At 63.2% G+C, this 25,189-nt stretch carries 25 protein-coding genes and 2 pseudogenes; 15 read left to right on the top strand and 12 right to left on the bottom strand.

Annotation, left to right across the window (positions count from 1 at the left end; all coding sequences use genetic code 11):
• Positions 1–4: 4 nt before the first annotated feature.
• Positions 5–307, bottom strand: a complete 303-nt coding sequence (locus OO258_RS17335) for an ArsR/SmtB family transcription factor (protein WP_110742646.1) — start codon at positions 305–307, stop codon at positions 5–7.
• A 149-nt stretch (positions 308–456) separates the two neighbouring features.
• Here OO258_RS17335 and OO258_RS17330 point away from each other — a divergent pair, with 149 nt between their 5' ends.
• Positions 457–1,041 (top strand): ACP phosphodiesterase, encoded by a 585-nt coding sequence (locus tag OO258_RS17330; protein ID WP_266031847.1) that lies wholly within the window; start codon positions 457–459, stop codon positions 1,039–1,041.
• A gap of 186 nt (positions 1,042–1,227) precedes the next feature.
• Here the strand turns inward: OO258_RS17330 and OO258_RS17325 are convergent, their stop codons facing one another.
• Both OO258_RS17325 and olsB read right to left on the bottom strand, forming a co-directional pair.
• Positions 1,228–2,016, bottom strand: coding sequence for a lysophospholipid acyltransferase family protein (locus OO258_RS17325; protein WP_266031846.1), 789 nt, complete (start codon positions 2,014–2,016; stop codon positions 1,228–1,230).
• Positions 2,016–2,771 (bottom strand): L-ornithine N(alpha)-acyltransferase, encoded by a 756-nt coding sequence (olsB, locus tag OO258_RS17320; RefSeq protein ID WP_266031845.1) that lies wholly within the window; start codon positions 2,769–2,771, stop codon positions 2,016–2,018. The genes OO258_RS17325 and olsB overlap by 1 nt, the downstream gene beginning before the upstream one ends.
• 160 nt (positions 2,772–2,931) lie before the next feature.
• Between olsB and OO258_RS17315 the strand changes: the two genes are divergently transcribed.
• The 6 genes from OO258_RS17315 to OO258_RS17290 all read left to right on the top strand — a co-directional run bounded on the left by OO258_RS17315 (position 2,932) and on the right by OO258_RS17290 (position 7,676).
• Positions 2,932–3,819, top strand: coding sequence for an acyl-CoA dehydrogenase (locus OO258_RS17315; RefSeq protein WP_266031844.1), 888 nt, complete (start codon positions 2,932–2,934; stop codon positions 3,817–3,819).
• Positions 3,820–3,888: 69 nt separating this feature from the next.
• Positions 3,889–4,968: a serine hydrolase domain-containing protein gene (locus OO258_RS17310; RefSeq protein WP_266031843.1), complete on the top strand. Its 1,080-nt coding sequence runs from the start codon at positions 3,889–3,891 to the stop codon at positions 4,966–4,968.
• Entirely contained in the window at positions 4,965–5,261 is a 297-nt protein-coding gene (locus OO258_RS17305) for an amidase (RefSeq protein ID WP_266031842.1), read from the top strand. Before OO258_RS17310 ends, OO258_RS17305 begins: the two co-directional genes overlap by 4 nt.
• Positions 5,262–5,305: 44 nt before the next feature.
• On the top strand, positions 5,306–5,887 hold the full coding sequence (locus OO258_RS17300) for a YceI family protein (protein WP_266031841.1): 582 nt from the start codon (positions 5,306–5,308) through the stop codon (positions 5,885–5,887).
• A 1-nt stretch (position 5,888) separates the two neighbouring features.
• On the top strand, positions 5,889–7,046 hold the full coding sequence (locus tag OO258_RS17295) for a phospholipase D-like domain-containing protein (protein ID WP_110742654.1): 1,158 nt from the start codon (positions 5,889–5,891) through the stop codon (positions 7,044–7,046).
• A gap of 51 nt (positions 7,047–7,097) precedes the next feature.
• Positions 7,098–7,676, top strand: coding sequence for a DJ-1/PfpI family protein (locus OO258_RS17290; RefSeq protein WP_266031840.1), 579 nt, complete (start codon positions 7,098–7,100; stop codon positions 7,674–7,676).
• A gap of 106 nt (positions 7,677–7,782) precedes the next feature.
• Here OO258_RS17290 and OO258_RS17285 read toward each other — a convergent pair whose 3' ends face one another.
• Positions 7,783–8,181 (bottom strand): nuclear transport factor 2 family protein, encoded by a 399-nt coding sequence (locus OO258_RS17285; protein WP_266031839.1) that lies wholly within the window; start codon positions 8,179–8,181, stop codon positions 7,783–7,785.
• A 115-nt stretch (positions 8,182–8,296) separates the two neighbouring features.
• On the opposite strand from OO258_RS17285, the gene OO258_RS17280 reads away from it, so the two are divergent.
• Both OO258_RS17280 and OO258_RS17275 read left to right on the top strand, forming a co-directional pair.
• Positions 8,297–8,887, top strand: a complete 591-nt coding sequence (locus tag OO258_RS17280; protein WP_266031838.1) for a GNAT family N-acetyltransferase — start codon at positions 8,297–8,299, stop codon at positions 8,885–8,887.
• Positions 8,884–9,756 (top strand): carbon-nitrogen hydrolase family protein, encoded by an 873-nt coding sequence (locus OO258_RS17275; RefSeq protein WP_266031837.1) that lies wholly within the window; start codon positions 8,884–8,886, stop codon positions 9,754–9,756. The genes OO258_RS17280 and OO258_RS17275 overlap by 4 nt, the downstream gene beginning before the upstream one ends.
• A gap of 120 nt (positions 9,757–9,876) precedes the next feature.
• Here OO258_RS17275 and OO258_RS17270 read toward each other — a convergent pair whose 3' ends face one another.
• Positions 9,877–11,400 (bottom strand): fumarate hydratase, encoded by a 1,524-nt coding sequence (locus OO258_RS17270; RefSeq protein WP_016488901.1) that lies wholly within the window; start codon positions 11,398–11,400, stop codon positions 9,877–9,879.
• A gap of 279 nt (positions 11,401–11,679) precedes the next feature.
• Between OO258_RS17270 and OO258_RS17265 the strand changes: the two genes are divergently transcribed.
• The gene (locus OO258_RS17265) at positions 11,680–12,600 is read left to right on the top strand and encodes an iron-sulfur-binding ferredoxin reductase (RefSeq protein WP_266031836.1); all 921 of its coding nucleotides are present in this window, start codon (positions 11,680–11,682) and stop codon (positions 12,598–12,600) included.
• Between the two features lie 123 nt (positions 12,601–12,723).
• On the opposite strand, the gene pyk is transcribed toward OO258_RS17265, so the two are convergent.
• Positions 12,724–14,178, bottom strand: coding sequence for a pyruvate kinase (gene pyk, locus OO258_RS17260; RefSeq protein ID WP_110742660.1), 1,455 nt, complete (start codon positions 14,176–14,178; stop codon positions 12,724–12,726).
• Positions 14,179–14,357: 179 nt separating this feature from the next.
• On the opposite strand from pyk, the gene OO258_RS17255 reads away from it, so the two are divergent.
• From OO258_RS17255 to sbcB, 3 genes are all read left to right on the top strand, one after another.
• Positions 14,358–14,744 (top strand): tetratricopeptide repeat protein, encoded by a 387-nt coding sequence (locus OO258_RS17255; protein ID WP_110742661.1) that lies wholly within the window; start codon positions 14,358–14,360, stop codon positions 14,742–14,744.
• A gap of 123 nt (positions 14,745–14,867) precedes the next feature.
• Positions 14,868–15,227: a PilZ domain-containing protein gene (locus OO258_RS17250; protein WP_110742662.1), complete on the top strand. Its 360-nt coding sequence runs from the start codon at positions 14,868–14,870 to the stop codon at positions 15,225–15,227.
• A 58-nt stretch (positions 15,228–15,285) separates the two neighbouring features.
• Complete coding sequence (gene sbcB / locus OO258_RS17245; protein WP_266031835.1) at positions 15,286–16,719, top strand: exodeoxyribonuclease I; 1,434 nt, start codon at positions 15,286–15,288, stop codon at positions 16,717–16,719.
• A gap of 70 nt (positions 16,720–16,789) precedes the next feature.
• On the opposite strand, the gene mvaT is transcribed toward sbcB, so the two are convergent.
• Complete coding sequence (gene mvaT / locus OO258_RS17240) at positions 16,790–17,167, bottom strand: histone-like nucleoid-structuring protein MvaT (RefSeq protein WP_110742664.1); 378 nt, start codon at positions 17,165–17,167, stop codon at positions 16,790–16,792.
• A gap of 281 nt (positions 17,168–17,448) precedes the next feature.
• Between mvaT and purU the strand changes: the two genes are divergently transcribed.
• A complete protein-coding gene (gene purU, locus OO258_RS17235; RefSeq protein WP_110742665.1) occupies positions 17,449–18,300 on the top strand; it encodes a formyltetrahydrofolate deformylase in 852 nt (283 codons plus the stop codon).
• Between the two features lie 252 nt (positions 18,301–18,552).
• Here purU and OO258_RS17225 read toward each other — a convergent pair whose 3' ends face one another.
• The 5 genes and pseudogenes from OO258_RS17225 to OO258_RS27710 all read right to left on the bottom strand — a co-directional run.
• Complete coding sequence (locus tag OO258_RS17225) at positions 18,553–19,545, bottom strand: lysylphosphatidylglycerol synthase transmembrane domain-containing protein (protein WP_266031834.1); 993 nt, start codon at positions 19,543–19,545, stop codon at positions 18,553–18,555.
• Positions 19,542–20,306, bottom strand: coding sequence for a DUF2334 domain-containing protein (locus OO258_RS17220; RefSeq protein ID WP_266031833.1), 765 nt, complete (start codon positions 20,304–20,306; stop codon positions 19,542–19,544). The genes OO258_RS17225 and OO258_RS17220 overlap by 4 nt, the downstream gene beginning before the upstream one ends.
• Positions 20,299–21,420: a glycosyltransferase family 4 protein gene (locus OO258_RS17215; RefSeq protein ID WP_266031832.1), complete on the bottom strand. Its 1,122-nt coding sequence runs from the start codon at positions 21,418–21,420 to the stop codon at positions 20,299–20,301. Before OO258_RS17215 ends, OO258_RS17220 begins: the two co-directional genes overlap by 8 nt.
• A gap of 248 nt (positions 21,421–21,668) precedes the next feature.
• A pseudogene (locus OO258_RS27715) lies at positions 21,669–22,265 on the bottom strand (methyl-accepting chemotaxis protein); the annotation flags it as partial.
• 261 nt (positions 22,266–22,526) lie between these two features.
• Positions 22,527–23,543 (bottom strand): annotated as a pseudogene (locus tag OO258_RS27710) (cache domain-containing protein); the annotation flags it as partial.
• Between the two features lie 168 nt (positions 23,544–23,711).
• Here OO258_RS27710 and OO258_RS17205 point away from each other — a divergent pair.
• On the top strand, positions 23,712–25,187 hold the full coding sequence (locus OO258_RS17205; RefSeq protein ID WP_266031830.1) for a helicase HerA-like domain-containing protein: 1,476 nt from the start codon (positions 23,712–23,714) through the stop codon (positions 25,185–25,187).
• Positions 25,188–25,189: the final 2 nt, after the last annotated feature.

Raw genomic sequence — 25,189 nt, 5'->3', positions numbered from 1 at the left:
CTGGTCAAAGCGCTTGGCGCAGTTGTTCGAGGAACGCCTGGATGGTGGCTTCGTCGCGTTTGAAGAAGTGCCATTGGCCAATCTTCTGGCTGTTGATCAGCCCGGCGCGTTGCAAGGTGGCCAGGTGGGCAGAAACGGTCGACTGCGACAGGCCGCAGCGCTGGTCGATCTGCCCGGCACACACACCGTTTTCGGTGCTGTGGTACTGGTCGGGGAACTGGTTTGCCGGGTCTTTCAGCCAGCTGAGGATTTCTCGCCTGACCGGATGGGCCAGCGCTTTTATGATTTCGTCGAGATCGAGTGGCATGGGGTTGGCTCGTTGTAGCGGTATATCGCGATAGGACGAAATATAAATCGTAGAATTCCGATATACAAATATGAAGAGGTTCTGAGCTGAGTACGAATCGCTATATCGCGTTACAACGATATAGACAGGGGCGATGCTAGAATGCCCACATGAACTACCTCGCACATTTGCACCTGGGCGGCCCGGCGCCGCAACAACTGCTGGGCAGCCTGTATGGTGACTTCGTCAAAGGTTCGCTGGCTGGGCGTTTTCCGCCTGCGCTGGAGGCGGCCATTCGGCTGCACCGGCATATCGATAGCTACACCGACCAACACCCTTTGGTACTGGCGGCGCTGGCGCGTTTTCCGCGCGAGCGGCGGCGGTTTGCCGGGATCGTGCTGGATGTGTTCTTCGATCATTGCCTGGCGCGGCACTGGGGCGACTATGCCGAGCAGCCGCTGGATCAGTTCACCGGGGATTTTTATCGGGTGCTGCTGGCGGAGCCGGATTTGCCGGGGCGGCTGGCGCGGATTGCGCCCTTCATGGCAGCGGATGACTGGTTAGGGGCGTATGGCGAGTTCGCCACGCTGGAGCAGGTGTTCAACGGCATTGCCCGAAGGTTGTCGCGGCCCGAGGGGATGGCTGGGGTCATGACTGAGCTGGAACGGCTGTATGAGCCGCTGATGGCGGATTTCCGCGAGTTTTACCCGCAGTTGCAGGCGTTTGCGGCGGCACGGCGGGTGTCTGGCCGTTAGTTTTGTATTGCCCTTTTTCGCGGGCTTGCCGCAAAGGGATCGCATCAGGGCTGACAGGTTCTGGTCATAAGGTATGCAGCGCCTGTGAGATCGAGCGCCGCGCGGGCGGCGCTCGATTTCACAGGCGCTGAAGATGCCATGGCGAACACCTGACAACCCCAAGCCTGCACGGACAGTGCAAAAAGCTCAGGCAGCTCGAGCCTGCCGCCGTGGGGCAAACTCGACGTCGTCCTCCCCGAACAGCGCCCGGTGGATCGCCTGCTGCGCCTGCACCGCCAGCGCCGCGCGCTCCTTGCCCACGCTGCCAATCGGCGCCAGCAGGTGAATGCACACCTCGCCGCGGGGCTGGGCAAACAGGCGCAGCAGGTGTGACACCAGGTCGTCATCACCGATGAACGGCGCAACCGGGTCGATCTGGCCGTCACGCAAATACTGGATAGCCACCGGCTGCACCGCCACGCCACGGTCGATGGCGCCTGCCAGCAGGCGACCATGGAAGGTACGCAGGGTGCGACCGCTGGTGGTGGTGCCTTCGGGGAAGATCAGCAACGGGCGGGCCAGGCCCAATTGCCCGGCAATTTGCTCGCGCAAGCGCTGGCTGTCACCACCACCACGGCGAATGAACAGGGTGCCGGCCTTTTCCGCCAGCCAGCCGGCCACTGGCCAATGGCGTACTTCGGCCTTGGACAGGAACGACAGCGGCAGCAGCATGCCCAGCAGCGGAATGTCGGTCCAGGAAACATGGTTGCTGACCCACAGCATAGGGCGCTGAGGCAGCTCGCCGACTACCCGCACATCGAAGGGCAGGGCGGCGACCAGGCGTTTCATGAACAGGCAGCTCCAGCGCTGGCGTCGCTCGATCGGCGCCTTGATGCCCAGCCGCTCGCCCACGGCGATAACGCTGGCCATCAGCATGCCTAGCAGCAATACCAGCATCAGTCTGCAGAGGCGGGCCAGTACCCGCAGCTTGGCCATCAGACCGCCGCCTTGAAGTGGCGGGCGTAGCGTGGGCACAGCTCGTCGCGCTTGAGCAGAATGAATACGTCGGCCACCTGGAAGTCCTCGTCCCAGCACGGCTCGCCGCAAATCTTGGCGCCCAGGCGCATGTAGGCCTTGAGCAGCGGTGGCATTTCGGCGATGACGTTACTGGGCAGCGGGAGGTTCGGCAGCGGCTTCTTCGGCTCGGCCCGCAGGTGTTCGGTGCACAGGTAGCGCTCGCGAAGGCGCTGCATCACGGCATGGGCCTGCACGCCACCGTCCTGCATGGGGATGCTGGCGCAACCCATCAGGTAGCTGTAGCGGCCTTCGTTGAGGACCTCGGCCAGTTCGCCCCAGAGCACGGCGATGGTGCCGCCGTTGCGGTAGTCGGGGGCCACGCAGGTGCGGCCCAGTTCAAGGATCGGGCCTTGCAGTTGCACCAGGCCGTGCAGGCTGAATTCTTCTTCGCTGTAGAAGCGGCCAAGGCTGCTGGCCGCCTGGTGGTCGAGCAGGCGGGTGGTGGCAACCAGCTTGCCGGTACTCAGGTCGCGTACACCAATATGGCGGCAGTGCACGTCGTAGTCGTCCATGTCCAGGCCATGTTCGGCACCTTTGAGCTTGGCCTTGAATTCTGCGCTGAACACTTTGTAGCGCAGGGCCTGGGCCTCTTGCAGCGCCGCGGCGCCAACCAGGCGTTCGGCTTGCAGACGGCGTTCGGTGCTGTTGTCGCCAGCGTGAGCGATCCGAGTCATTACGAGTCTCCATAAGCCAGCCATGAAGGGTTGCGGCCGGTCGGCTTTGTTGTGCAAAGTCAGCCTAGGTAGACGCGGTGTCACCCCTGTGAACCTTTGGTGATGCTTGCGTGACACCCCCTGAGCCTTCATCGAATGCCCCCCGGCAAGGAGCTGTTTCATGGCCTGGTTGCAACGACTCAACGACCCGCTACGCCAAGCGCTGGCGGGCACCCTGGGCGAAACCTATGCCGCGCTTCTAGAGCGCCTTGGCCCGGTTGCGCCGCTCGAACTGGCGGTACTGGGCGGGCGCGCGATGCCCACCCCGGGCCTGGCCTTCCTGGTGGGTTACCAGGCGGCCTTGCGCGTGCTGTGGCCCAGTGCGCCGCCCAGCCTTGGCGCGTTGTGTGCCACGGAGCGGCGCAGCGTGCGGCCGGCCGACATGCACACGCGGCTGGACGGTTTGCGGCTGACGGGTAGCAAGGATTTCGTCACCGCTGGGCTTGAGGCAGAGTGGCTGCTGGTGGCGGCGCGCAGCGAGCCGGCAGGTGCGGCGCCGCGCTTGAAACTTGCAGTGGTTTACCCCGGCGAGCCGGGGGTGACGCTGGAGCCGCTGCCGACCTTGCCGCTGATGCCGGAAGTGGGCCACGGCCGGCTGCTGCTGGAACAGGCCGCGTGCGAGCTGCTGGCCGGTGACGGTTGGGATGCCTACGTTAAACCGTTCCGCTCGCTGGAGGACTTGTACGTACTTACGGCGCTGACGGCCTGGTTGTATGGCGTGGGGCAGGCGTGTGGCTGGCCGCAGGGTTTGCGCCTGCAACTGCTGGGGCTGTTGGCCGGGTGTGCCGAGGGTAGCCGGCAGTGTGCCGACAGCCCGGGCTGCCATTTGCTGCTGGGCGGGTTGTTTGCGCAGTTTCAGGCGCTGCGGGGGGAGATCGACGCAGCGTTGGCGGCGGGGCCGGCACATTGGGCCGAGCTTTGGCAGCGTGACCAGGGGGTGATGGCGCTGGCCATGGCGGCGCGAGAGAAGCGGCTGAGCAAGGCTTGGGCTGCTGCGGGATTGTCATGAATGCCTGATAGTTTGCTGTGATTCGATGAACCCCGGGGTCGCAAAGCGGCCCCAAAGAAGGCGAACACGATGAAGGCACTCCTGCTGACACTGGCGCTGGTTACGGGGTGTGCCTGGGCAGAAGATTGGCCCCAGCCGGACTGGCTGATCGACCCTGCCAGCCTCGACTTTCAAGCCGTTGACGCCTACGCGTTCCCCGCAACCTCCGTGCCAGAGCGCAAAGGCATCCGTACCGACGCCCTGTTGATCATCCGCGACGGCCGTATTCTCCACGAACGCTACAGCGCCCCCACCAGCGCTGCCACCGCGCACCTCACCTGGTCGATCAGCAAGAGCGTGTTGGCCACGCTGCTGGGCGTGGCTCAGGGCCAGGGCCGGTTCCAGCTGCAAGACCCGGTCAGCCGCTTCTACCCGGCCATGCGCACCCACCCGGACGTACGCATGGTCGACCTGCTGCACTGGGCCAGTGGCTTGAGTTGGCAGGAAGACTACGAATATGCCCCGCTCAAGTCTTCGGTGGTGGCCATGCTGTATACCCGCGGCCGCGAGGACATGGCCGCCTACACCGCTGCGCGGGGTACGGCGGCCAGCCCCGGTCAGCGCTTCCTCTACTCCAGCGGCGACAGCAACCTGCTGGCCGCCGCACTGCGCGGCATGCTTGACGCCGGGCAGTATGCTGACTACCCCTGGCAGGCGTTGTTCCACCCACTGGGTATCGACAGTGCCGTGTGGGAGCGTGACCGGGCAGGCACCTATGTCGGTTCTTCCTACCTGTACCTCACCGCCCGCGACCTGGCGCGCATTGGCTTGCTGATGCAGCGCGACGGGCGCTGGCAGGGCCAACAACTGTTGCCCCGGGCTTGGGTGGCCTTCAACCGTACAGCCTTTGCCCAGGCCGAAGCGCTGCCCGGCGAGGCCAACCCCGGCGGCCACTGGTGGCTCAACCAACCGCTGACCGGCGCCGATCGGCCTTGGCCGAGTGCGCCCGCCGATACCTTCGCCGCCCTGGGTCATTGGGGCCAGGCGCTATATGTGCTGCCTTCGCAGAAGCTGGTTATCGTGCGTTACGGCGATGACCGTGACGGCAGCTACCGTCATGACGAACTGCTGAAGCGGGTGTTGGCGGCGTTACCCAAGGAGGGTGCATGAGGCGTGCGCTGTTGCTGGCCATGCTCGCCTTGCTCGGCTGGGCGTGGCTGGAGCGCCAGGCGCTGGCAGACTTCCCGGGCATTCTCTCGGCTTACTCGGCCAAGGAGTACTGCTCGTGCCGCTTCGTCATGGGCTTCGACGAGGCGTACTGCCGGGGCTACGTGAAGCAATGGCTGCCGTTGCGCCGGCTGGAGGAAAACAGCCTGCAGCGTCTGGTTACCGCCGAGGGCCTTGGCCAGCGCAACCAGGCTGCCTGGCAAGGCCCTCGCGAGGGCTGCCGCTTGCTGCCGTGAAGGTGGGCGGGTAAGGTTGGCGGCTTGGTTTCACGAGATCAGTCATGTTCAAGTTGCCCCGCCTGCTACCCGCCCTGTTGCTGGCTTTGTGCCTGCCCGCCCATGCCAACTGGCATCTTGATGGCGAGTCTTCGCGCCTGTCGTTCGTGACCGGCAAGAACGGTGATACCGCCGAAGTCCATCGTTTTCTGGTGTTGCACGGCAGTGTCGATCGCAAGGGCACGGCCGGGCTGCGGATCGAGATGGATTCGGTCAGCAGTGGTATTCCGCTGCGCGATGAGCAGATGCGCGACAGCCTGTTCGAGGTCGAGCGTTTTGCCGAGGCGACCGTGCGGGCGCACATCGACCTGCGGCCGATCAACGACCTGGCCGACGGCGCGCAGATCGAGTTGCGCCTGCCGTTGACAGTTACCCTGCATGGCCAATCGCACAGCTACAATGCGCTGTTGCTGGCCACCCGTCTGGATGCGCGGCGGTTCCAGGTGGTGACACTTGAGCCACTGGTGCTGCGTGCCGAGGATTTCGGCCTGCTGCCGGGGCTGGAAAGCCTGCGTAAATTCGCCAAGCTCAAATCCATCAACCCGTCGGTACCGGTCAATGCGGTGCTGATCTTCACCGCTCGCTGACATGCCGGGGCCGGTCTTCCCCTGGCGGGATGGCAACCAGTTCGAACTGCTGATCGACGGACCCGAGTTCTTTCCGCGGATGCTCACGGCGATTGTGCGCGCCGAGTTCCAGGTCGATCTGGAGCTGTACCTGGTAGAGGCTGGCGCCTGTGCCGATGCAGTGGTCGAGGCGCTGGAGCAGGCCGCCCGGCGTGGCGTGCGGGTACGCTGCCTGTTCGATGACTATGGTTCGCTGGCGTTCAACAGCAAATTGCGCCAGCGCCTGCTGGACGCGGGCGTGTACCTGCGCTGGTACAACCGCCTGCGCTGGAAGCGCGGGTTGCGCAACCTGTACCGCGATCACCGCAAGTTGTTGCTGGTGGATGAGCGCTGGGCCGTGGTGGGCGGGACAGGGGTTACCGACGAGTTCTGGACGCCGGGTGAGCCGAGCAGCGACTGGCACGAGGTCATGGTGCAGATGCAAGGCCCGGTGGTGACTGACTGGCAACTGCTGTTCGACCGCCAGTGGCAGGCAAACAACCGCCGCACCGCCTGGCGCCCGGCCGAGGGCTTTGGCTTGCCGCGCCTGCCCAAGGTACCTGCGCAGGGGCAGGGCATGGGCCGGGTAGCCTATGCCGACGCCCGTCAGCATCAGGACATCCTGCATGCGCTGGTACGGGCGCTGAACAGTGGCAAGCAGCGGGTTTGGCTGGCAACGCCATACTTCTTGCCCACCTGGAGCGTACGCCGCTCGTTACGCCGTGCGGCCAGCAAAGGGCTTGACGTGCGGCTGTTGCTGACCGGCCCACGCACCGACCACCCTTCGGTGCGGTATGCCGGGCACCGTTACTATCCACGCCTGCTGCGCGCGGGGGTGCGGATATTCGAATACCAGCCGTGCTTCCTGCACCTGAAAATGGCGGTGGTGGACGACTGGGTGAGTGTGGGGTCGTGCAACTTCGACCACTGGAACCTGCGCTTCAATCTTGAGGCCAACATCGAGGCACTGGACCCGCCTTTGACGGCCGCCGTGGTCGCCAGCTTCGAGCGCGACTTTGCCCTGAGCGAGGAAATCGACCTGGCTCACTGGCATGCCCGGCCGTTGTGGCGGCGGGTGAAGCAGCGGGTGTGGGGCTGGCTCGATCGCCTGGTGGTGAACTTGCTCGACCGTCGCGACTGAGAGCGGCTATCGTGCAGTGACTGTCCCAAGGCAATCGAAGGAGTGGGTGCGATGACGGCGAAGAAGATTTTGATGCTGGTTGGCGATTACGTCGAGGATTACGAAGCGATGGTGCCCTTCCAGGCGCTGAGCATGGTCGGCCACACGGTGCATGCAGTGTGCCCTGAAAAGCTGGCGGGGCAGACCGTGCGCACCGCGATTCACGATTTCGAGGGTGAGCAGACCTACAGCGAAAAGCCTGGGCACAACTTTGCCCTGAACTATGACTTTGTGCGGGTGCGGCCCGAGGGTTACGACGCACTGCTGATCCCGGGTGGCCGCGCGCCGGAGTACCTGCGCCTGGATGAGAAGGTCCTGGAGCTGGTGCGGGCATTCGACCAGGCCGGCAAGCCGATTGCGGCGGTGTGCCATGGCGCACAACTGCTGGCGGCGGCTGGCGTGCTGGAGGGGCGCGAATGCAGTGCGTACCCGGCGTGTGCACCGGAGGTACGCCTGGCGGGCGGCACGTTCATCGATATTGCGGTGGACCAGGCGCATGTGGATGGCAACCTGGTCACCGCGCCGGCCTGGCCGGCTCACCCTGCCTGGCTGGCGGCATTCCTGAAGGTGCTGGGCACCCGCATCGCCTGACAGGGCCTCTTCGCGGGTACATCACACTTCTCAGGTTCAGTGGGTCCCTGTGGGAGCGGGTTTACCCGCGAAGAGGCCAGTGCAGCCAACACGGCTCAAACAGGCTTCAGGCTACCTGCTCAACCCAGTCAGTGAGGTTGTAGTAGTTGGTCACCCGGGCAATCTTGCCGCAGTGGATATAGAAGAATGCCCCCGCCGGCAGCACGTAGGTCTGCCCGTTGGCCGCCGGCAGCCCTTCGTCATCGGCCAGGTATTCACCCTGCACCGTGAATTCTGCCGCTGCACGGCTGCCGTCGGCGTTCTGCATCACCACGATATCGGCCAGGCGCTCGCGGTAGCAGCGGTTCATCTTGTCCATGAACGCGGCGAACCTGGCCTTGCCCATCTGCCGCTCGCCCTGGTTGATATCGTGGATCACGTCCTCGCTGAGCAGCGCCAGGAAGGCCTGCATGTCGCCAGCGTTGAAGGCGGCGTAGTAAGCATTTACCAGTTCGGTAGCGGTCATGGAACAATACCTGTCGTGTAGGGAAAAGGCGGGTCGTTGCGACGGATGATAGGGTTTCCCCTCAAGCCCGGCTTAGCCGAGCGCGTCATCCACATCGACAAAACGACCGCCAAGCATGGAAATACGCCTGTTGCACGGCGCCGCTATCGCGCCTTACATCGATGACCTCGCTCGCCTGCGCCTCAGTGTGTTCCGCGAGTTCCCCTACCTTTACGACGGCACCCCGGAGTACGAAGCTGATTACCTCGCCAGCTACGCCCGTTCCGGGCGCAGCCTGGTGGTGCTGGCACTGGATGACGGCGAGGTGGTCGGCGCCTCCACCGGCCTGCCGCTGGTGGACGTAGCGCCTGAATTCCAGCAGCCCTTCGTGGCTCAGGGGCGCGACCCGGCCAGCGTTTACTACTTCGGTGAGTCCCTGGTACTGCCGGCATACCGCGGCCAGGGCCTGGGGGTGCGGTTCTTCATCGAGCGCGAATCCTACGCGCACAAACTGGCCGAGTTCGACTACTGCGCGTTCTGCGCGGTCGAGCGGCCGGGTGTGCACCCACGCCGGCCCGCCGATTACAAGCCTTTGCATGGCTTCTGGCGCAACCGCGGCTTCCTGCACGACCCATCGCTGCGTACCCGTTATGCCTGGCGCGACATTGACGAAGCAGAAAGCTCCGACAAGCTGATGTCGTTCTGGCTCAAGGAACTGCCGATATGATCCGCCTGGCGGCCTGCCAGTATGCCGTCGAGCTGCATGAAACCTGGGAGTCTTACGCCGACCACCTGCAAGGCCTGTGCGCTGAAGCCGTGGAGGCGGGTGCCCGCTTGCTGCTGTTGCCGGAGTACGCCGGGCTGGTGCTCAGCGGCCAGTTGAGCGTTGAACTGCGCGGTGACCTGCAGGCGTCGATTGCCGGTATCCAGCCGCTGATCGAACCGTGGAAAGCCTTGTGTAAAAGCCTTGCCCGGCGCTGGGGGATCTACCTGCAACCGGGCAGCGTGCCGGTGCTGGACAGCGACGGGCGCTACCGCAACCGGGCCTGGTTGTTCGGGCCCAAGGGTATGCTGGGTTACCAGGACAAACTGATGATGACCCGCTTCGAGCGGGAACAGTGGGACATCGCGGCGGGCCAGGGACTGCAGGTGTTCGAGACCGAACTGGGCCGCCTGGGGATCCTGATCTGCTATGACAACGAATTCCCGATGCTGGCCCGGCGCCTGGCCGAGGGTGGTGCCGACCTGATCCTGGCGCCGAGTTGTACCGATACCGAGGCCGGCTACCACCGGGTGCGGATTGGCGCTCAGGCACGAGCCCTGGAGAACCAGATTGCTGTGTTGCAGAGCCCTACGGTGGGGGTGGCGCCCTGGTCGCCGGCGTTGGACGAGAATATCGGCCGGGCAGGCTTGTTCGTGCCGCCGGATCACGGCATGCCGGGCGATGGCGTGGTGGCGTTGAGTGAGCAGTTGAACCCGGACTGCAGCCAGTGGCTGGTGTGTGAGGTGGACCTGGAGGAAGTGCGACGGGTGAGGCGGGAGGGGCAGGTGTTTACCTGGCGGGACTGGCCGGAGCAGTTTGAGAGAGTCCTTTAATGACAGTGGCGGCCCCTTCGCGGGCAAGCCCGCTCCAACAAGGACAGCGCAAGCCAGAAGGCTACGCGTTACCTGTGGGAGCGGGCTTGCCCGCGAAGCAGCTGCCGCAGTTACATCAGGTTACTTCACTTCGACGGCCAGGCTTTCGGCAATCTTGCTCTGCCACAGGGCAGGGCCAGTGATGTGCACCGACTCACCATTGCTGTCTACGGCAACAGTCACCGGCATGTCCTTGACCTCGAACTCGTAGATCGCTTCCATGCCCAGCTCGGCGAAGGCCAGGACCTTCGACTTGCGGATGGCCTGGGCCACCAGGTAGGCAGCGCCACCCACGGCCATCAGGTACACGGCCTTGTTGTCCTTGATCGCTTCGATTGCGGTTGGGCCACGCTCGGACTTGCCGATCATGCCCAGCAGGCCAGTCTGCTCGAGGATCTGACGAGTGAACTTGTCCATGCGGGTGGCGGTGGTCGGGCCGGCTGGGCCTACCACTTCGTCACCGACCGGGTCGACCGGGCCGACGTAGTAGATGAAGCGGCCTTTCAGGTCCACCGGCAGCGCTTCACCACGGTTGAGCATTTCGACCATGCGCTTGTGCGCGGCATCGCGACCGGTCAGCATCTTGCCGTTGAGCAGGATGGTTTCGCCCGGCTTCCAGCTGGCGACTTCTTCCGGGGTAATGTCGTCGAGGTTGACGCGACGGGCGCTTGGGCCCGCTTCCCAGACGATTTCCGGGTAGGCGTCCAGCGACGGCGCTTCCAGCTCGGCCGGGCCGGAGCCATCGAGCACGAAGTGAGCGTGGCGGGTGGCTGCGCAGTTGGGGATCATGCACACCGGCAGGGAAGCGGCGTGGGTCGGGTAGTCCATGATCTTGACGTCGAGCACGGTGGTCAGGCCACCCAGGCCCTGGGCGCCGATGCCCAGCTGGTTGACCTTCTCGAACAGTTCCAGGCGGATTTCTTCCAGACGGTTCTGCGGGCCACGCGCTTTGAGTTCGTGGATGTCGATGGACTCCATCAACACTTCCTTGGCCATGACCGCGGCCTTCTCGGCGGTACCGCCGATGCCGATGCCGAGCATGCCAGGCGGGCACCAGCCAGCACCCATGGTCGGCACAGTCTTCAGCACCCAGTCGACGATCGAGTCGGACGGGTTGAGCATGGCCATCTTCGACTTGTTCTCCGAGCCGCCGCCCTTGGCTGCGACATCGACCTCGACCTTGTCGCCAGGGACGATGGAGTAGTGGATCACTGCCGGAGTGTTGTCTTTAGTGTTCTTGCGGGCACCTGCCGGGTCGGCCAGGATCGAAGCGCGAAGGACGTTTTCAGGCAGGTTGTAGGCGCGGCGCACACCTTCGTTGATCATGTCGTCGACGCTCAGGGTGGCGCCGTCCCAGCGCACGTCCATGCCCACGCGCACGAACACGGTGACGATACCGGTGTCCTGGCAGATCGGGCGGTGGCCGGTGGCGCACATGCGCGAGTTGATCAGGATCTGGGCGATGGAATCGCGTGCAGCAGGCGACTCCTCACGCAGATAGGCCTCGTGCATGGCCTGGATGAAATCGACGGGGTGGTAGTACGAGATGAATTGCAGGGCGTCGGCGACGCTCTGAATCAGGTCGTCTTGCTTGATCACGGTCATGCAGCGCGCTCCTCTTAAAGACGGGAACATTCATAGAGACGCTCGACGGTGCCGACCAGCATGTCGAAACGCCTTGCAAAGGCGCGCCGGCAGCATGGCCGACGCAAAAGGGCGCGGCAGTATAGCGTGCCTCACGGCGTGAAACACCTGCGAGTGGTCTGGACCATGGTCGGTTGGGGGGCAGGCATCCTTTTTGCTGCTGACACTTGTGACTGGCCTTAAAATCTCTGGTGGCTCTTTTGCGCCCCCAACAACCTGCAGTGGAAGAGATACCTGAACATGCCCGAACTTTGCGTGGGCGAGCGCCGCTGGGCGGTGCCGACCGGCAGCAACCTGCTCGATGCCTTGAACGAGGCCGGGTTGAATGTGCCGTACAGTTGCCGCGCCGGTAGCTGTCATGCCTGCCTGGTGCATTGCCAGGGCGGGCAGCTGCTGGACGCCATGCCCGAGGCCCTGGCCCTGGACAAGCATGCCCAAGGCTGGCGCCTGGCCTGCCAGTGCCGGGTGGTCGAAGACGTGCACGTGGCACTGTTCGACCCTCGGCAGGATGGTGTGCCGGCCAAGGTCACTGCACTGGACTGGTTCGGCGATGTGTTGCGTTTACGCTTAAAGCCCGAGCGAGCGCTGCGTTATCAGGCGGGTCAGCATGTGGTGCTGTGGCTGGGCGAGGTTGCCCGGCCTTATTCCCTGGCCAGCCTGCCGGGTGAGGATGATCACCTTGAGTTTCATATCGATTGCCTGCGCCCGGGTGCCTTTTGTGACAAGGCGCGGGGGTTACAGGTTGGCGATGAGCTGCGCCTGGGTGAGCTGAGGGGCGGAGCCTTGCATTACGACCCGGACTGGCAGGAGCGGCCGCTTTGGTTATTGGCAGCGGGGACCGGGCTGGCGCCGTTGTGGGGCATCTTGCGCGATGCATTGCGCCAGGGGCACCGGGGGGAGATTCGGCTGCTGCATGTAGCGCGGGATCAGGCAGGGCATTATTTGGCGCAGGCGCTGCAGGCGTTGCCCGGGGTGAATGTAGAGCTGGTGCTGGCGGATCAGCTGGATGAAGCGCTTGCCAGCTTGCGCCCGTCGTCACGGCAGACGGTAGCGTTGCTCTGTGGCGCGCCGGGGAGTGTAGAGCGGTTTGCCCGGCGGCTGTTCATTGCCGGGGTGCCGCGGGGGCAGGTGTACGCAGATGTGTTCGTTGAGCATGCCTGAGGCATTGGGGGTGATGAGTCTGGCCTGATCGCCGCCAAGCCAGCCCCACAGGATTGCATCAGGCCTGAGCCTGTGGGAGCTGGCTTGCCGGCGATTGGGCCGCAACGCGGCCCCTCGGCGCTATCAACCGACCAGCGGATCACCGACGTGCAGGATTTTCATGCCGTTGGTGCCACCGATGGTGTGGTAGCTGTCACCCTTGGTCAGGATCACCCAGTCACCTTGCTCCACCAGGCCGCGCTTGAGCAGTTCGTCGACGGCTGCCTGGCTGACCTTGTCGGCCGGCAACGAGGCCGGGTCGAAGGCAATCGGGTAGACGCCACGGAACATGTTGGCACGGGCCTGGGTAGCGCGGTGCGGCGACAAGGCGAAGATCGGCACGTGCGAACGCAGGCGCGACATGATCAACGGGGTGTAGCCGCTTTCGGTCAGTGCGATGATCGCTTTCACGCCCGGGAAGTGGTTGGCGGTGTACATGGCCGCCAGGGCAATGCTCTCGTCGCAGCGCTCGAACGTAGTGTGCAGGCGGTGGCTGGACTTCTGGCTGGTCGGGTGCTTCTCGGCGCCGGAGCAGATACGGGCCATGGCCTGTACGGCTTCGATCGGGTAAGAACCGGCAGCACTCTCGGCCGACAGCATTACCGCGTCGGTGTTGTCCAGCACGGCGTTGGCCACGTCGGACACTTCGGCACGGGTCGGCATCGGGTTCTGGATCATCGACTCCATCATCTGGGTCGCCACGATCACCGCCTTGTTGTTGCGGCGAGCGTGCTGGATGATCTTCTTCTGGATGGCGATCAGCTCGGCGTCGCCGATTTCCACGCCCAGGTCACCACGGGCAACCATGACGGCGTCGGAAGCGAGGATCAGCTTGTCCAGGGTCTCGTCGTCGGCTACCGCTTCGGCGCGTTCGATCTTGGCCACCAGCCAGGCGCTGCCGCCGGACTCGTCACGCAGCTTGCGGGCATATTCCATGTCGCTGGCATCGCGCGGGAAGGATACGGCCAGGTAATCCAGGTCCATTTCCGCCGCCAGCTTGATGTCGGCCTTGTCTTTTTCGGTCAGGGCCGGTGCGGTCAGGCCGCCACCTTTGCGGTTGATGCCTTTGTGGTCCGACAGCGGGCCACCGATGATCACCACGCAGTGCAGGGCGTCTGCGGTGGCAGTCTCGACGCGCATGACCACGCGGCCATCGTCGAGCAGCAGTTCGTCACCGACGCCGCAGTCCTTGACCAGATCGGGGTAGTCGATACCGACGATGTCCTGGTTGCCTTCGGTCAGCGGATGAGCGGTGGAGAAGGTGAACTTGTCACCGATCTTCAGTTCGATGCGCTTGTTGGCGAACTTGGCGATGCGGATCTTGGGACCCTGCAGGTCGCCCAGCAGTGCAACATGGCGGCCGTTCTTGGCGGCGATGTCACGGATCAGGCGCGCGCGGGCCTTGTGCTCGTCCGGAGTGCCGTGGGAGAAGTTCAGGCGTGCCACGTCCAGGCCGGCGAGGATCAGCTGTTCGATCACTTCCGGCGAGTTGCTGGCGGGGCCAAGGGTGGCGACGATTTTGGTACGGCGGATGCTCATGCACAGACTCCTATAGTGAAGCGCAGCGAAAGGCTACTCCTCAATTGCGCTGTAGTCATTGTTCCGTTGCACTACCTGCGACCAAGGCAGGGTGGCATTTGAACGGGCAAGGTATCCTGGCAAAAGGGTGTGAAGATTTGCATGCAAACGCCGATACACTGGTATCAAAGGAGATCCCCATGCGAGCCCTGATCGTTTTAGCCCTGGCCGCCAGCGCTGTCGGCTGCACCCGTTGGTCCATGGACCACCACCTGAACAATGCCTATCGCGCCTACGACCGTGGCGATTGTGCGCGGGTCATGCTTGAGCTGTCGCAAGTCGACCGCACCAGCCGTGCGCGGCCGTTCATCCACCCCGAGGTGTCGCTGCTGCGCGGCCAATGCCTCGAGCGGCAGGCCTTGTACGTTGATGCCGCGCAGACCTACCAGTACTTGATCCAGAAATACCCGGGCAACGAATACGCCTACCGCGCCCAGGCACGCCTGCAGACCCTCGAGAAACTGGGGCATTACCGTCGCGGCGAAGCTGCCGTGGCCAGCCCGGTGACGAGTGCACCTTGGCGTTAATGCCAAGGTGTGATTTATTTCACGGGATTTGCCGCGCGCCCTGCGCTAATCTGTAACTCAGCTGTTACAACAACCGCCAGTACCTTGTATTCCTGGCATCAGGTACGGAATACACTCGCGATCATGTTCAACAAGCGCCACATCGAACGCCATCAGCTGCCTTGCGTCCTCAAGGTGTTCAACCGCTTTACCGGTCAGGAGATCGGCCAGCTGGGCAATGCCTCCGAAGACGGCCTGATGGTCATCAGCCAGCTACCTGTGCTGGTCGGGCCCGACTACGAGCTGCAATTACGCATGCCGTTGGTTGGCGGCGGCCATCAGTTCGTCAACCTTACCGCCAGTTGCCTGTGGTGCAGCGAAGACCAGACGCCAGGGCATTACGATTCGGGCTTCATGCTGCTGCAAGCGCCCCGTGAGTACGATGATTTCGTGCATTCGCTGCGCGACTATTTCAGCTTCCGCCCCGCCAACGCCTCCGTCTGAGCCTTGGTTCGCTAGGAATCGCGCTAGAATCGGGTCGACCTTGATACAGGACGACCCCGTGACCTCCAGCATTTTCTGGCACGACTACGAAACCACCGGCATCAACCCGCGCTGCGACCGGCCGCTGCAGGTGGCCGGCGTGCGCACTGACTTCGACCTCAACGAGATCGATGAGCCGATCAGCCTTTATTGCCGCCCCTCCGACGACATCCTTCCGCACCCGGCGGCGTGCCTGGTCACTGGCATCACTCCGCAGCTGCTGGCCGAAAAGGGCCTGTGCGAAGCCGAGTTCATGACCCGGGTGCACGCACAGCTGGCGCAGCCGGGTACCTGTGGCGCTGGCTACAACACGCTGCGCTTCGATGACGAAGTGACGCGCTACAGTCTGTACCGCAACTTTTTTGACCCCTATGCCCGTGAATGGCAGGGCGGCAACAGCCGCTGGGACCTGATTGACATCGTGCGCACCGCCTATGCCTTGCGCCCCGACGGCATTCAATGGCCGCAGCAGGACGGGCGCACCAGCCTGCGCCTGGAATTGCTCAGCAAGGCCAATGGCATTGACCACGGCCATGCCCACGAAGCGCTTTCCGACGTGCGGGCAACCATTGCACTGGCCCGCCTGATCCGCCAGAAGCAGCCCAAGTTGTATGACTGGCTGTTCCAGTTGCGCAGCAAGCACAAAGTGATGGAGCAGATCCGTTTATTGCAGCCACTGGTGCATATTTCCGGGCGCTTTTCAGCAGCACGTAATTACCTGGGTGTCGTATTGCCACTGGCGTGGCACCCCCGCAATCGCAATGCATTGATTGTGTGCGATCTGCATCAGGAAACCCTACCGTTACTGAGGGAAAGTGCCGAAGTTTTGCGCCAGCGTTTGTACACCCGGCATGATGAATTGGCCGACGGGGAATTACCGGTACCGTTGAAACTGGTACAGATCAACCGCTGCCCGGTACTGGCGCCGCTGTCGGTATTACGACCAGCCGATCAACAACGGTTAGGCCTGGACTTGACGTTGTTACAATTGCGTGGCGAACAGTTGGCCAATCAACAGGCGCAATGGCAAGACAAGCTGGAACACATCTACTGCACGGAAGACTTCGCCCCGAGTGAAGATCCTGAACAGCAGTTGTATGACGGTTTTATCGGTGACCGTGACCGCCGTTTGTGCGAGCAAGTTCGGGGCCTGGAACCGGCGCAGTTGAGCCACGGCCACTGGATGTTCGACGACCCGCGATTGCCGGAACTGTTGTTCCGCTATCGGGCGCGCAACTTCCCCGAGACCCTAAGTGGCGAAGAGCGGCAACGCTGGCATGGCTTCTGTCGGCAGCGCCTGAGCGAGCCGCAATGGGGCGCGCCAAACACGCTGGGCGACTTCGAACAGGCGCGCCAGCAAGCCTGGGAGGGCGCCGACGAGGCGGGCCGGCGTGTGCTGGAGGCCTGGCAAGTGCATGCCCGGCAGTTGCAGCAGCAGTTTGCAATTGGCTGAAGGCCAGAAACAACAACGCCGGCAATGTGCCGGCGTTGTTGCTGCGATAAGCAAGGGCGTAGGCGGACAATCAGTCCAGCAGGGTAGCCCAGCTTTCAACCACATCACCGCCCCAATTGGCTTTCCACTCTTTCAGGGTCTTGTGGTTGCCGCCTTTGGTTTCGATCACTTCACCGTTGTGCGGGTTCTTGTATTGCTTGACCTTGCGCGCACGCTTGGTGGCAACAGCCTTGACTGCACCACGCGGGCCCTTGCTCAGTTTCGACTCTGGGTCCAGCAGGGCAATCACGTCACGCAGCGACTTGGAGTACTCGCCCATCAGGTTGCGCAGTTTGCCTTCGAACTCCAGTTCTTTCTTCAGCTTGTCATCCTGGGACAGGTTGGCCAGGCGGGCCTGAAGTTCCTTGATGGCTTCTTCGGTAGCGCGGTATTCGTTGATCAGGGACATGGAGTGTTCCTTAATGCGTGTTCGGAAAATGTGTGAGGCAATAATAGACACGCGATACTCGCAAGTAAACCTAATATTGGCCAGTTAACTGTTAATTAAGCTGTGACAATATTTCTCAGGTGAACAAAAATTTACATAAAGCCCTGTGTTTGGTCATGTCTGTCACACACGGCTACAGTACGTCGCCTTCGCCACTCCGGCCCGGCTGCTGCAATCGATACTGCGTTTTTCCTGGCGGGCCGCTAGAATAGGCGCCTTTGCGAAGTTCTGGAGTCTCATTCATGCGCACCTATCGTCTGGTGATCGCCTGCCCCGACCGTGTAGGCATCGTGGCGAAAGTCAGTAATTTTCTGGCCTTGTACAATGGCTGGATCAACGAAGCCAGCCACCACTCCGATGAGCAGAGCGGTTGGTTCTTCATGCGCCATGAAATCCGCGCTGAATCGCTGCCGTTCGGTATTGAAGCCTTCCGCGAGGCGTTTGCCCCCATCGCCGAAGAGTTCTCGATGACGTGGCGTGTTACCGACTCGGCGCAAAAAAAACGCGTGGTATTGATGGCCAGCCGTGAATCGCACTGCCTGGCCGACCTGCTGCACCGCTGGCACACCGATGAGCTGGATTGCGAGATTCCCTGTGTGATCTCCAACCACAACGACCTGCGCAGCATGGTCGAGTGGCACGGTATTCCGTTCTTCCATGTACCGGTCGACCCCAAGGACAAGGCCCCGGCCTTTGCCGAAGTGTCGCGCCTGGTCGAGGAGCATGCTGCCGACGTTGTAGTGCTTGCCCGCTACATGCAGATTCTGCCGCCACAACTGTGCCGGGACTATGCCGAGAAGGTGATCAACATTCACCACAGCTTCCTGCCGTCGTTCGTGGGCGCCAAGCCTTATCACCAGGCCTCGCTGCGTGGCGTGAAACTGATCGGCGCAACTTGCCACTACGTCACCGAAGAGCTGGACGCCGGCCCGATCATCGAACAGGACGTGGTACGTGTCAGCCATGCCGACAGCATCGAGGACATGGTCCGCTTTGGCCGCGATGTCGAGAAGATGGTGCTGGCTCGTGGCTTGCGCTATCACCTGGAAGACCGCGTACTGGTGCATGGCAACAAGACTGTGGTGTTTGATTGATGGTGTAGGGGGCTGCCTTGCAGCCCAGCGTCGGCAAGCTTTCACAGGTATTGCACCTGGCTTGCCGGCGGTTGGGGTGGGAAGGGCCCCCGGCAACCTTGAGGGAGATCCCGATGGCCAAGCGGCGCAACCAACCCCATGCCTCACCCCCTCCCACCCTGGGCGAAGGTTGCCTTGCCCGCTATGACCCCGAAGCCCTGGCCGACACCGACGGCACCGACTTCCCCGGTGCTGCCGAGCTCTGGCAACAGCTCAACCCGCCTGACGCCGCCAGCGCTCCAGTAACGGACGCGCCAGCAGGCATACGAACACCGGCCCACCGGCCAACAGGTAGAAGTAATAAGTAACCGCTCGCCATATCAGGATCGCAGCAGCTGCTGTGGAACTGCCCACGAGTGGCGTCAGCAGGCTGGCCGAGGTCAGCTCGGCAGCACCTGCTCCGCCGGGTAGCAAGCTGAACTGGCCGGCACTGAGCGACACCATCTGCACCAGGAAGCTGGGGATCCACGCCAGGTCCACGCCCAACCCGCGCAATACCAGATACAGCACGCTGTAGCGCAGCCCCCAGTGGACGCAGGTGAGGATGAACACCGTTGTCAGCGTGCGTTTAGGCAGCCCCCAGGTCTGTGCCAGCGCGTCGATGAAATGCAACACCTTGCGCGCCCAGCGGCGTTTGCGCGGGTGGCCTACGCCCAGGCGTTGCAGTAGCTTGCCGTTCAGACGCATCAGCGGGCGTCGGTAGCGCAACAACCCGATCACGCCAGCCAACGCGCTGCAGAGCAGCAGTGCACTGCCTAGCAACATGCTTTCCTGGCTACGCCCCAGGCTGTGGAACAACGCATAGCCGGCGATTGCCAGCATGGCGCAAAAGAAAAACACCAGGTCGTTCAGCTGGTCCATGGCGAATACCGCGCCGCTGCGCGCGGGGCCGATACGCTCACGCGCCAGCAGGGCCATCAGGGTCAGTGGCCCACCGCTCCCGCCGGGGGTCGTGCAGATGGCGAACTCGGTGGCCATCACCACGCCCAGGCTCCGAATGCGTCCAAGCCTTGAGCCCTGCTGGCCGAGCAGCAAGCGCAGGCGCATTGCGTTGATTACCCAGCACAACAGGATCATGCCCAGCAGCGTCAGCATCAGCCCGGGGTCGAAGCGCTGTAGCCTGGGCAGCAGCTCGCTGCCGCCGAGCAAGGTTGGCACCAGCACGGCGCCGATCAGCGCCAGGCCGAGCCAGGCCAGGCGATTCATGCGCTGGCCTGGCGGTCCAGCCAGGCCGACTTGGTCAGTGGCTCGCGGCCTTGTGCCATGAGGCTGCGCAAGGTGCTTAGCCAGTATTCACGGGAGGTGCGGTGGCGCATGTCCACCGGGTGCAGGCCCAGGCGCAAGGTTTCGGCATTCTGCCAGCGCCGGCATTGCCAGTCGCACAGCGCCCTCGACAGCCCGCGGCGCCAGGCACTGCGGGCGCTCCATACCAGCCCGGGGGCTTTGATCGGGGTGAACTCCGGCAGGCGGTACAGATGCTGCGGTGTGCTGGTGTAGCGCAAGGGCAGCTGGCGCAGGGCCTGGCGGGTACCTTCGCTCATCAGCCAGGCCGGCGCGACAAAGCCGGCCACCGGCCAGCCCTGCTGGTCGAACAGCGCCAGGCCGTGTTTCAGGCGTTGCAGCGCCTGTTGCTGGTCGAGGCCGTAGAACTCGCCTTCGTGGGTGTAAATACGGCGCATGAAGTATTCGCCGGGGGTGCGCGGCGGCGGGCCATTGTCGGCATGGTGATAACCGTGCAGGGCCAACTCATCGCCTTGGGCCAGGCGCCGCTCCAGCAGGCTGCAGAAGCCCGGTGAGCGCAGCAGCGGGTTGCGCTGGTGAAAGTCCGGTACCACCAGCCAGGTCATGGGCACGCCGCCGATGGCATCGACGGCCTGGACGAAGGGCTGGTAGTCGGGCCAGGTCTCGGGCGCGACATCGTGCAGCACCAGCATCAGGCTGCGCGATGCCGGTAGTGGCTCAACCATGGGCGAGTACCTGCGGTTGGTGGCCAAGCACAGCCTGGTAGTGCTGCAGCAGGCCGGTGACCACATTCTCCCAGGAGTAGTGCTGTTCTACATGTCGACGGGCCTGTGCGCCGAGTTCGTCTACTCCGGTTTCGAATACCTCGCGCACTGCCGTGGCCATGGCCTGGGCATCGTTGGGGCGACACAGGCGGCCGCACTGCTCGTTGATGATTTCACCAAACGCACCGGCGCGCACTGCGACCACAGGGGTGGCGCTGGCCATGGCTTCGAGAATGACCAGGCCGAAGGTTTCCTGGTCACCTGCATGCACCAGCAGGTCGGCGCTGGCCATCAGCCGGGCGACCTCTGCTGCGGGGCAGAAGTGGTCGATCACGCTGACGTTGTGCGGCACATTGGCCGGCATGTTCGAGCCCACCAGCAACAGGTGGTAGGGCTGACCAAGCTGCTGAATACAGTCGAGCAGAACCGGCAGGTTCTTCTCCCGCGAGCCGCGACCGGCGTAGATCAGCAGCCGGCTGGTGTCGGCAATGCCCAGTTGCGCGCGCAGGCCCGGGTCACGCTGTTCGGGGTGGAAGGTGGCCAGGTCGACACCCAGGCGCTGCACGTGGACGTCACGTACACCCAGGCGGCGCAGCTTGTCGGCCATGACCTGGCTGGGGGCCAGCACCCGGTCGAAATTGCCGTAAAGCTTGCTGACATAGGCTTCGACATTGGGGGTGAACCAGTTGCCCATACGGTTGCTGACCAGCAGCGGCAGATCGGAATGGTAGAAGCCGATCACCGGGACATCGAGCTGGCGCCGTGCCTCCAGCGCTGCCCAGGCGGTCAGATAAGGGTCGCCGACTTCGATCAGGTCGGGCTTGAGGGTGCGCAGTGTCTTGCACCACGGGGCCAGGCGTACCGGAAAGCGGTACCCCTTGCCAAACGGCAGAGGGGGGGCGGGTACCTGGTAGACGCCATCAGCGTGCTGGGCGCTGGGGCCGGGAATCAACAGGCTGTGGCGTACGCCGTGGATGGCGTCGAGGCGGCGGTGTTTGGCATCAAGATAGGTACGTACGCCCCCGCTGGCCGGGGCGTAGAACATGGTGATGTCGGCGATGTGCACGATCAGCATCCCTCCGGGATCGTCTTCGGGTCTGTCATCCGGCGCTGGATTGCCGGCGATGACACGCCTAAAGGTTGACCTTTGTGAAGGATAGTTTGTTCGATCGGGGTTGGGCGGGGTGTAACGGGAAGGAGACCCGTTGTTCTGCAGGAGCAGCCGTGTGTTGCGAAGGGCCAGAACGGGCAGTACAGCTGTTTAGGCTGAAGTGCCCGCTCGCAGCACAAGGCTGCTCCTGCAGGGGGGCGGTGGAGTGCCTGTCAGATGCGGAAACTGCCCACCAAGTGCTTCAGGCGCCCGGCCTGTTGTTCAAGGTCGGCGCACGCACGCAGGGTGGCTTGCAAGTTCTCGACGCCTTCCTGGTTGAGCATGTTGATCTCGTTGATGTCCATGTTGATCGCCTCGACCACGGCGGTCTGTTCTTCAGTGGCCGTGGCCACCGACTGGTTCATGCCGTCGATCTCGCCAATGCGCACGGTCACGCTGTCCAGGCGTTCGCCGGCCTGGTTGGCGATCTGCATGCTGTCCTGGCTGTGGCGCTGGCTCTGGTCCATGGTCTCGACCGATTCGCGGGCACCGACCTGCAGTTCTTCGATCATGGTCTGTACCTGTTGCGCCGATTCCTGGGTGCGATGTGCCAGGTTGCGCACTTCATCGGCGACCACGGCAAAACCTCGCCCGGCTTCCCCGGCGCGGGCCGCTTCGATGGCGGCGTTCAGCGCCAGCAGGTTGGTCTGCTGGGAAATGCTGGTGATCACTTCGAGGATCTGGCCAATGTTCACGGTCTTGCTGTTCAGCGTTTCGATGTGCTCGCTGGAGGTGACGATCAGGTCCGACAGGCGGTTCATGGCTGCAATATTGCGCTCGACCACCTGCTGGCCTTCTTCAGCCAGCAGGCGTGCCGAGCTGGCGTGCTGCGAAGCCTGGGCGGCATTACCGGCAATTTCCTGGGCTGCGGCGCCCAGTTCGTTGATGGCGGCGGCAACACTGTTGGTGCGGTTGGACTGCTCGTCGGAGTTGGTCATCGACGAGTTGGAAGCGCTGATGACCCGCAGGGCCACTTCGTTGACTTGCTCGGTGGCCGAGGAAACTTCGCTGATGCTGCTGTGAATGCGTTCGACGAAGCGGTTGAAGGCGTTGCCGAGGATGCCGAATTCATCGTGGTTGTGGATGCGCAGGCGCTTGGTCAGGTCCCCTTCACCCTCGGCGATGTCTTCCATGGCACGGGTCATGGTGTGCAGCGGCTGCATCAGCACGCGGATCAGCAGGCCGAGCAGGCCGATGATGATTACCACCGCCACCACCGTGGCGATCACCGCCGAGGTGCGGAAAGTACTGAGCATCGAGAAGGCCTTGTCCTTGTCCACCGACAGGCCGATGTACCAGTTGGCCGATGGCAGGCCAGTGATGGGGCTGAAGGTCAGCAGGCGGGTCTGGCCATCGCTGTGTACTTCGGTCAGCTCACCGGTCAATTTAGGCGTGTGCTGCGGGAACAGGTCCGACAGCGACTTCATCACCAGGTCTTTGTCCGGATGCACCAGAACCTTGCCTTGGTCGTTGACCAGGAAGGCGTAGCCCATGCCGCCGAAATTCAGCGAGTTGATGATCTGCACCAGGCCGTCCAGGGCCAGGTCGCCACCGACTACGCCAACACTGCTGGAGACCTTGCTGAGGATGCCGATGACCATCTTGTTGGTGGTCATGTCGATGTACGGCTCGGTCAGGGTCGCCCCGCTGGCATTCATGCCATCTTTGTACCAAGGGCGGGTGCGCGGGTCGTAGCCGTCCGGCATCTTCGAATCAGGGCGCACGCTGAAACCGCCATCGACCTTGCCCAGATAGACGGTGAGGAAGCTGGAAACCAGTGCATTCTGGCCCATCAGGGTCTCGGCGTTGGCCGGGTCTTGGGCAATGTTCTGCGCCAGGTTTTCCACCAGTTTGATCCGGCCTTCGAACAGGTTGCGGATATTGGTGGAAGTGGAGGTGCCCATTTCAGCCAGATAGTTTTCCAGGTTCTCGCGGATCGCATTACGCTGGAGGTAATCGTTGTAGAGGGTGAAAAGGCTGAAGGCGAGTATCACGATCAGTGATGCTGCCAATAGAATCTTGTGGCTGAAACGAAGGCTTTTGTTCATGGCGTAATCGGTTCCGCTAAGGTTTTATATCAGGCGTTCGCACGAGTGGAGCTGTAGCCAGTGCAACATCCCGAAAAGTCCCTTTTCGGTTGTTCCTCTCTATTAAGGCGAATATCACCCAAAGGTATCGGCCGAATTTAGTTAAAGCTTGAGCAGAGGATTGATGAGATGCCGGAAACTTCGACCATCGTTGTAGGTGCTGGCCCGGATGGCCAGCCAGTCGGGCAGGCCATGCGACTTGCCAACCGTCACGGCTTGGTGGCGGGTGCGACGGGTACTGGCAAGACCGTCACCCTGCAACACCTGGCGGAAGTGTTCAGCGACGCCGGGGTGGCAGTGTTTGCCGCCGACGTCAAAGGGGACCTCTGCGGCCTGGGTGCTGCCGGTGCGCCACAGGGCAAGGTGGCGGAACGGATCGCCGGCATGCCATGGCTGGGGCATGTGCCGCAGGCCTATCCGGTCAGCTTGTGGGATATCGCCGGGCAGTCCGGCCACCCGTTGCGCACCACACTCAGCGAAATGGGGCCGCTGCTGCTGGGCAACTTGCTGGAGCTGACCGACAGCCAGCAGGCGGCGTTGTATGCGGCGTTCAAGGTGGCCGATCGCGAGGGCCTGCTGCTACTCGACCTCAAGGACCTCAAGGCACTGCTCGCGCACCTGAAGGACAACCCACAGCTGCTGGGCGAAGACAGCGCGTTGATGACTACGGCTTCTACCCAGGCCTTGTTGCGGCGGCTGGCGACCCTGGAGCAGCAGGGCGCCGAGGCGCTGTTTGGCGAGCCGGCGTTGCAACTTGAGGACTTGCTGCGCCCCGACGCGGATGGCCGAGGCCGTATCCACCTGCTTGATGCCACCCGGCTGGTGCATGAGGCGCCCAAGGTTTACGCGACCTTTCTTTTGTGGCTGCTGGCCGAGTTGTTCGAGCAGTTGCCCGAGCGCGGCGATGCCGACAAACCGGTGTTGGCGTTGTTCTTCGATGAAGCGCACCTGCTGTTCAACGGTACCCCCAAGGCCTTGCAGGACCGCCTGGAGCAGGTGGTGCGGCTGATCCGCTCCAAGGGGGTTGGCGTGTACTTCGTTACCCAGTCACCCGGCGACTTGCCGGATGCAGTGCTGGCCCAGCTGGGCTTGCGCATTCAGCATGGCTTACGGGCGTTCACTGCCAAGGAGCAGAAATCGTTGCGGGCTGTGGCTGATGGTTTCCGGCCCAACCCGGCATTCGACACCCTGGCAGTGCTCACCGAGCTGGGGATCGGCGAGGCGCTGGTGGGTACCTTGGAAGAGAAGGGCACGCCGGCCATGGTGCAGCGGGTACTGGTTGCACCGCCGCAATCGCGAATCGGGCCGTTGAGTGCTGCGGAGCGCGGTGCACGGTTGGCCGCTTCGCCGTTGGCGGGGCGTTACGACAAACCGGTGGACCGTGAGTCGGCCTATGAAATGCTGACTCAGCGTAAAGGCCAGGCGGTGGAGCCGGCGCCGCAACCGAAGGTCGATGAAGAGAGCTTTGCCGACAAGGCCGGTGATTTCTTGCAGAGCGCGGCGGGGCAGGCGATCAAGTCGGCGGTGCGCCAGGCGGCCAATCAGTTGGGGCGGCAGTTGATGCGAGGCTTGATGGGGTCGTTGTTGGGGAGCAAGAAGAAGTAGTG

Source organism: Pseudomonas sp. DCB_BI, assembly GCF_026240995.1.
GTDB lineage: Bacteria > Pseudomonadota > Gammaproteobacteria > Pseudomonadales > Pseudomonadaceae > Aquipseudomonas.
The sequence above is the reverse complement of the archived record's forward strand: the minus strand, read 5'-3'. Positions and strand labels throughout refer to the sequence as shown.

Coding starts and splice junctions, on each gene's coding strand:
- mvaT (WP_110742664.1), bottom strand. CDS start 17,167: ATGTCCCTGATCAACGAATACCGCGCTACCGAAGAAGCCATCAAGGAA.
- OO258_RS17270 (WP_016488901.1), bottom strand. CDS start 11,400: ATGACCGTGATCAAGCAAGACGACCTGATTCAGAGCGTCGCCGACGCC.
- OO258_RS17215 (WP_266031832.1), bottom strand. CDS start 21,420: ATGCTGATCGTGCACATCGCCGACATCACCATGTTCTACGCCCCGGCC.
- OO258_RS17295 (WP_110742654.1), top strand. CDS start 5,889: ATGCCGGGGCCGGTCTTCCCCTGGCGGGATGGCAACCAGTTCGAACTG.
- OO258_RS17315 (WP_266031844.1), top strand. CDS start 2,932: ATGGCCTGGTTGCAACGACTCAACGACCCGCTACGCCAAGCGCTGGCG.
- OO258_RS17290 (WP_266031840.1), top strand. CDS start 7,098: ATGACGGCGAAGAAGATTTTGATGCTGGTTGGCGATTACGTCGAGGAT.
- OO258_RS17325 (WP_266031846.1), bottom strand. CDS start 2,016: ATGGCCAAGCTGCGGGTACTGGCCCGCCTCTGCAGACTGATGCTGGTA.
- OO258_RS17220 (WP_266031833.1), bottom strand. CDS start 20,306: ATGGTTGAGCCACTACCGGCATCGCGCAGCCTGATGCTGGTGCTGCAC.
- olsB (WP_266031845.1), bottom strand. CDS start 2,771: ATGACTCGGATCGCTCACGCTGGCGACAACAGCACCGAACGCCGTCTG.
- OO258_RS17305 (WP_266031842.1), top strand. CDS start 4,965: ATGAGGCGTGCGCTGTTGCTGGCCATGCTCGCCTTGCTCGGCTGGGCG.
- OO258_RS17335 (WP_110742646.1), bottom strand. CDS start 307: ATGCCACTCGATCTCGACGAAATCATAAAAGCGCTGGCCCATCCGGTC.
- OO258_RS17250 (WP_110742662.1), top strand. CDS start 14,868: ATGTTCAACAAGCGCCACATCGAACGCCATCAGCTGCCTTGCGTCCTC.
- OO258_RS17285 (WP_266031839.1), bottom strand. CDS start 8,181: ATGACCGCTACCGAACTGGTAAATGCTTACTACGCCGCCTTCAACGCT.
- purU (WP_110742665.1), top strand. CDS start 17,449: ATGCGCACCTATCGTCTGGTGATCGCCTGCCCCGACCGTGTAGGCATC.
- OO258_RS17330 (WP_266031847.1), top strand. CDS start 457: ATGAACTACCTCGCACATTTGCACCTGGGCGGCCCGGCGCCGCAACAA.
- OO258_RS17300 (WP_266031841.1), top strand. CDS start 5,306: ATGTTCAAGTTGCCCCGCCTGCTACCCGCCCTGTTGCTGGCTTTGTGC.
- OO258_RS17205 (WP_266031830.1), top strand. CDS start 23,712: ATGCCGGAAACTTCGACCATCGTTGTAGGTGCTGGCCCGGATGGCCAG.
- pyk (WP_110742660.1), bottom strand. CDS start 14,178: ATGAGCATCCGCCGTACCAAAATCGTCGCCACCCTTGGCCCCGCCAGC.
- OO258_RS17265 (WP_266031836.1), top strand. CDS start 11,680: ATGCCCGAACTTTGCGTGGGCGAGCGCCGCTGGGCGGTGCCGACCGGC.
- OO258_RS17310 (WP_266031843.1), top strand. CDS start 3,889: ATGAAGGCACTCCTGCTGACACTGGCGCTGGTTACGGGGTGTGCCTGG.
- OO258_RS17280 (WP_266031838.1), top strand. CDS start 8,297: ATGGAAATACGCCTGTTGCACGGCGCCGCTATCGCGCCTTACATCGAT.
- OO258_RS17225 (WP_266031834.1), bottom strand. CDS start 19,545: ATGAATCGCCTGGCCTGGCTCGGCCTGGCGCTGATCGGCGCCGTGCTG.
- OO258_RS17275 (WP_266031837.1), top strand. CDS start 8,884: ATGATCCGCCTGGCGGCCTGCCAGTATGCCGTCGAGCTGCATGAAACC.
- OO258_RS17255 (WP_110742661.1), top strand. CDS start 14,358: ATGCGAGCCCTGATCGTTTTAGCCCTGGCCGCCAGCGCTGTCGGCTGC.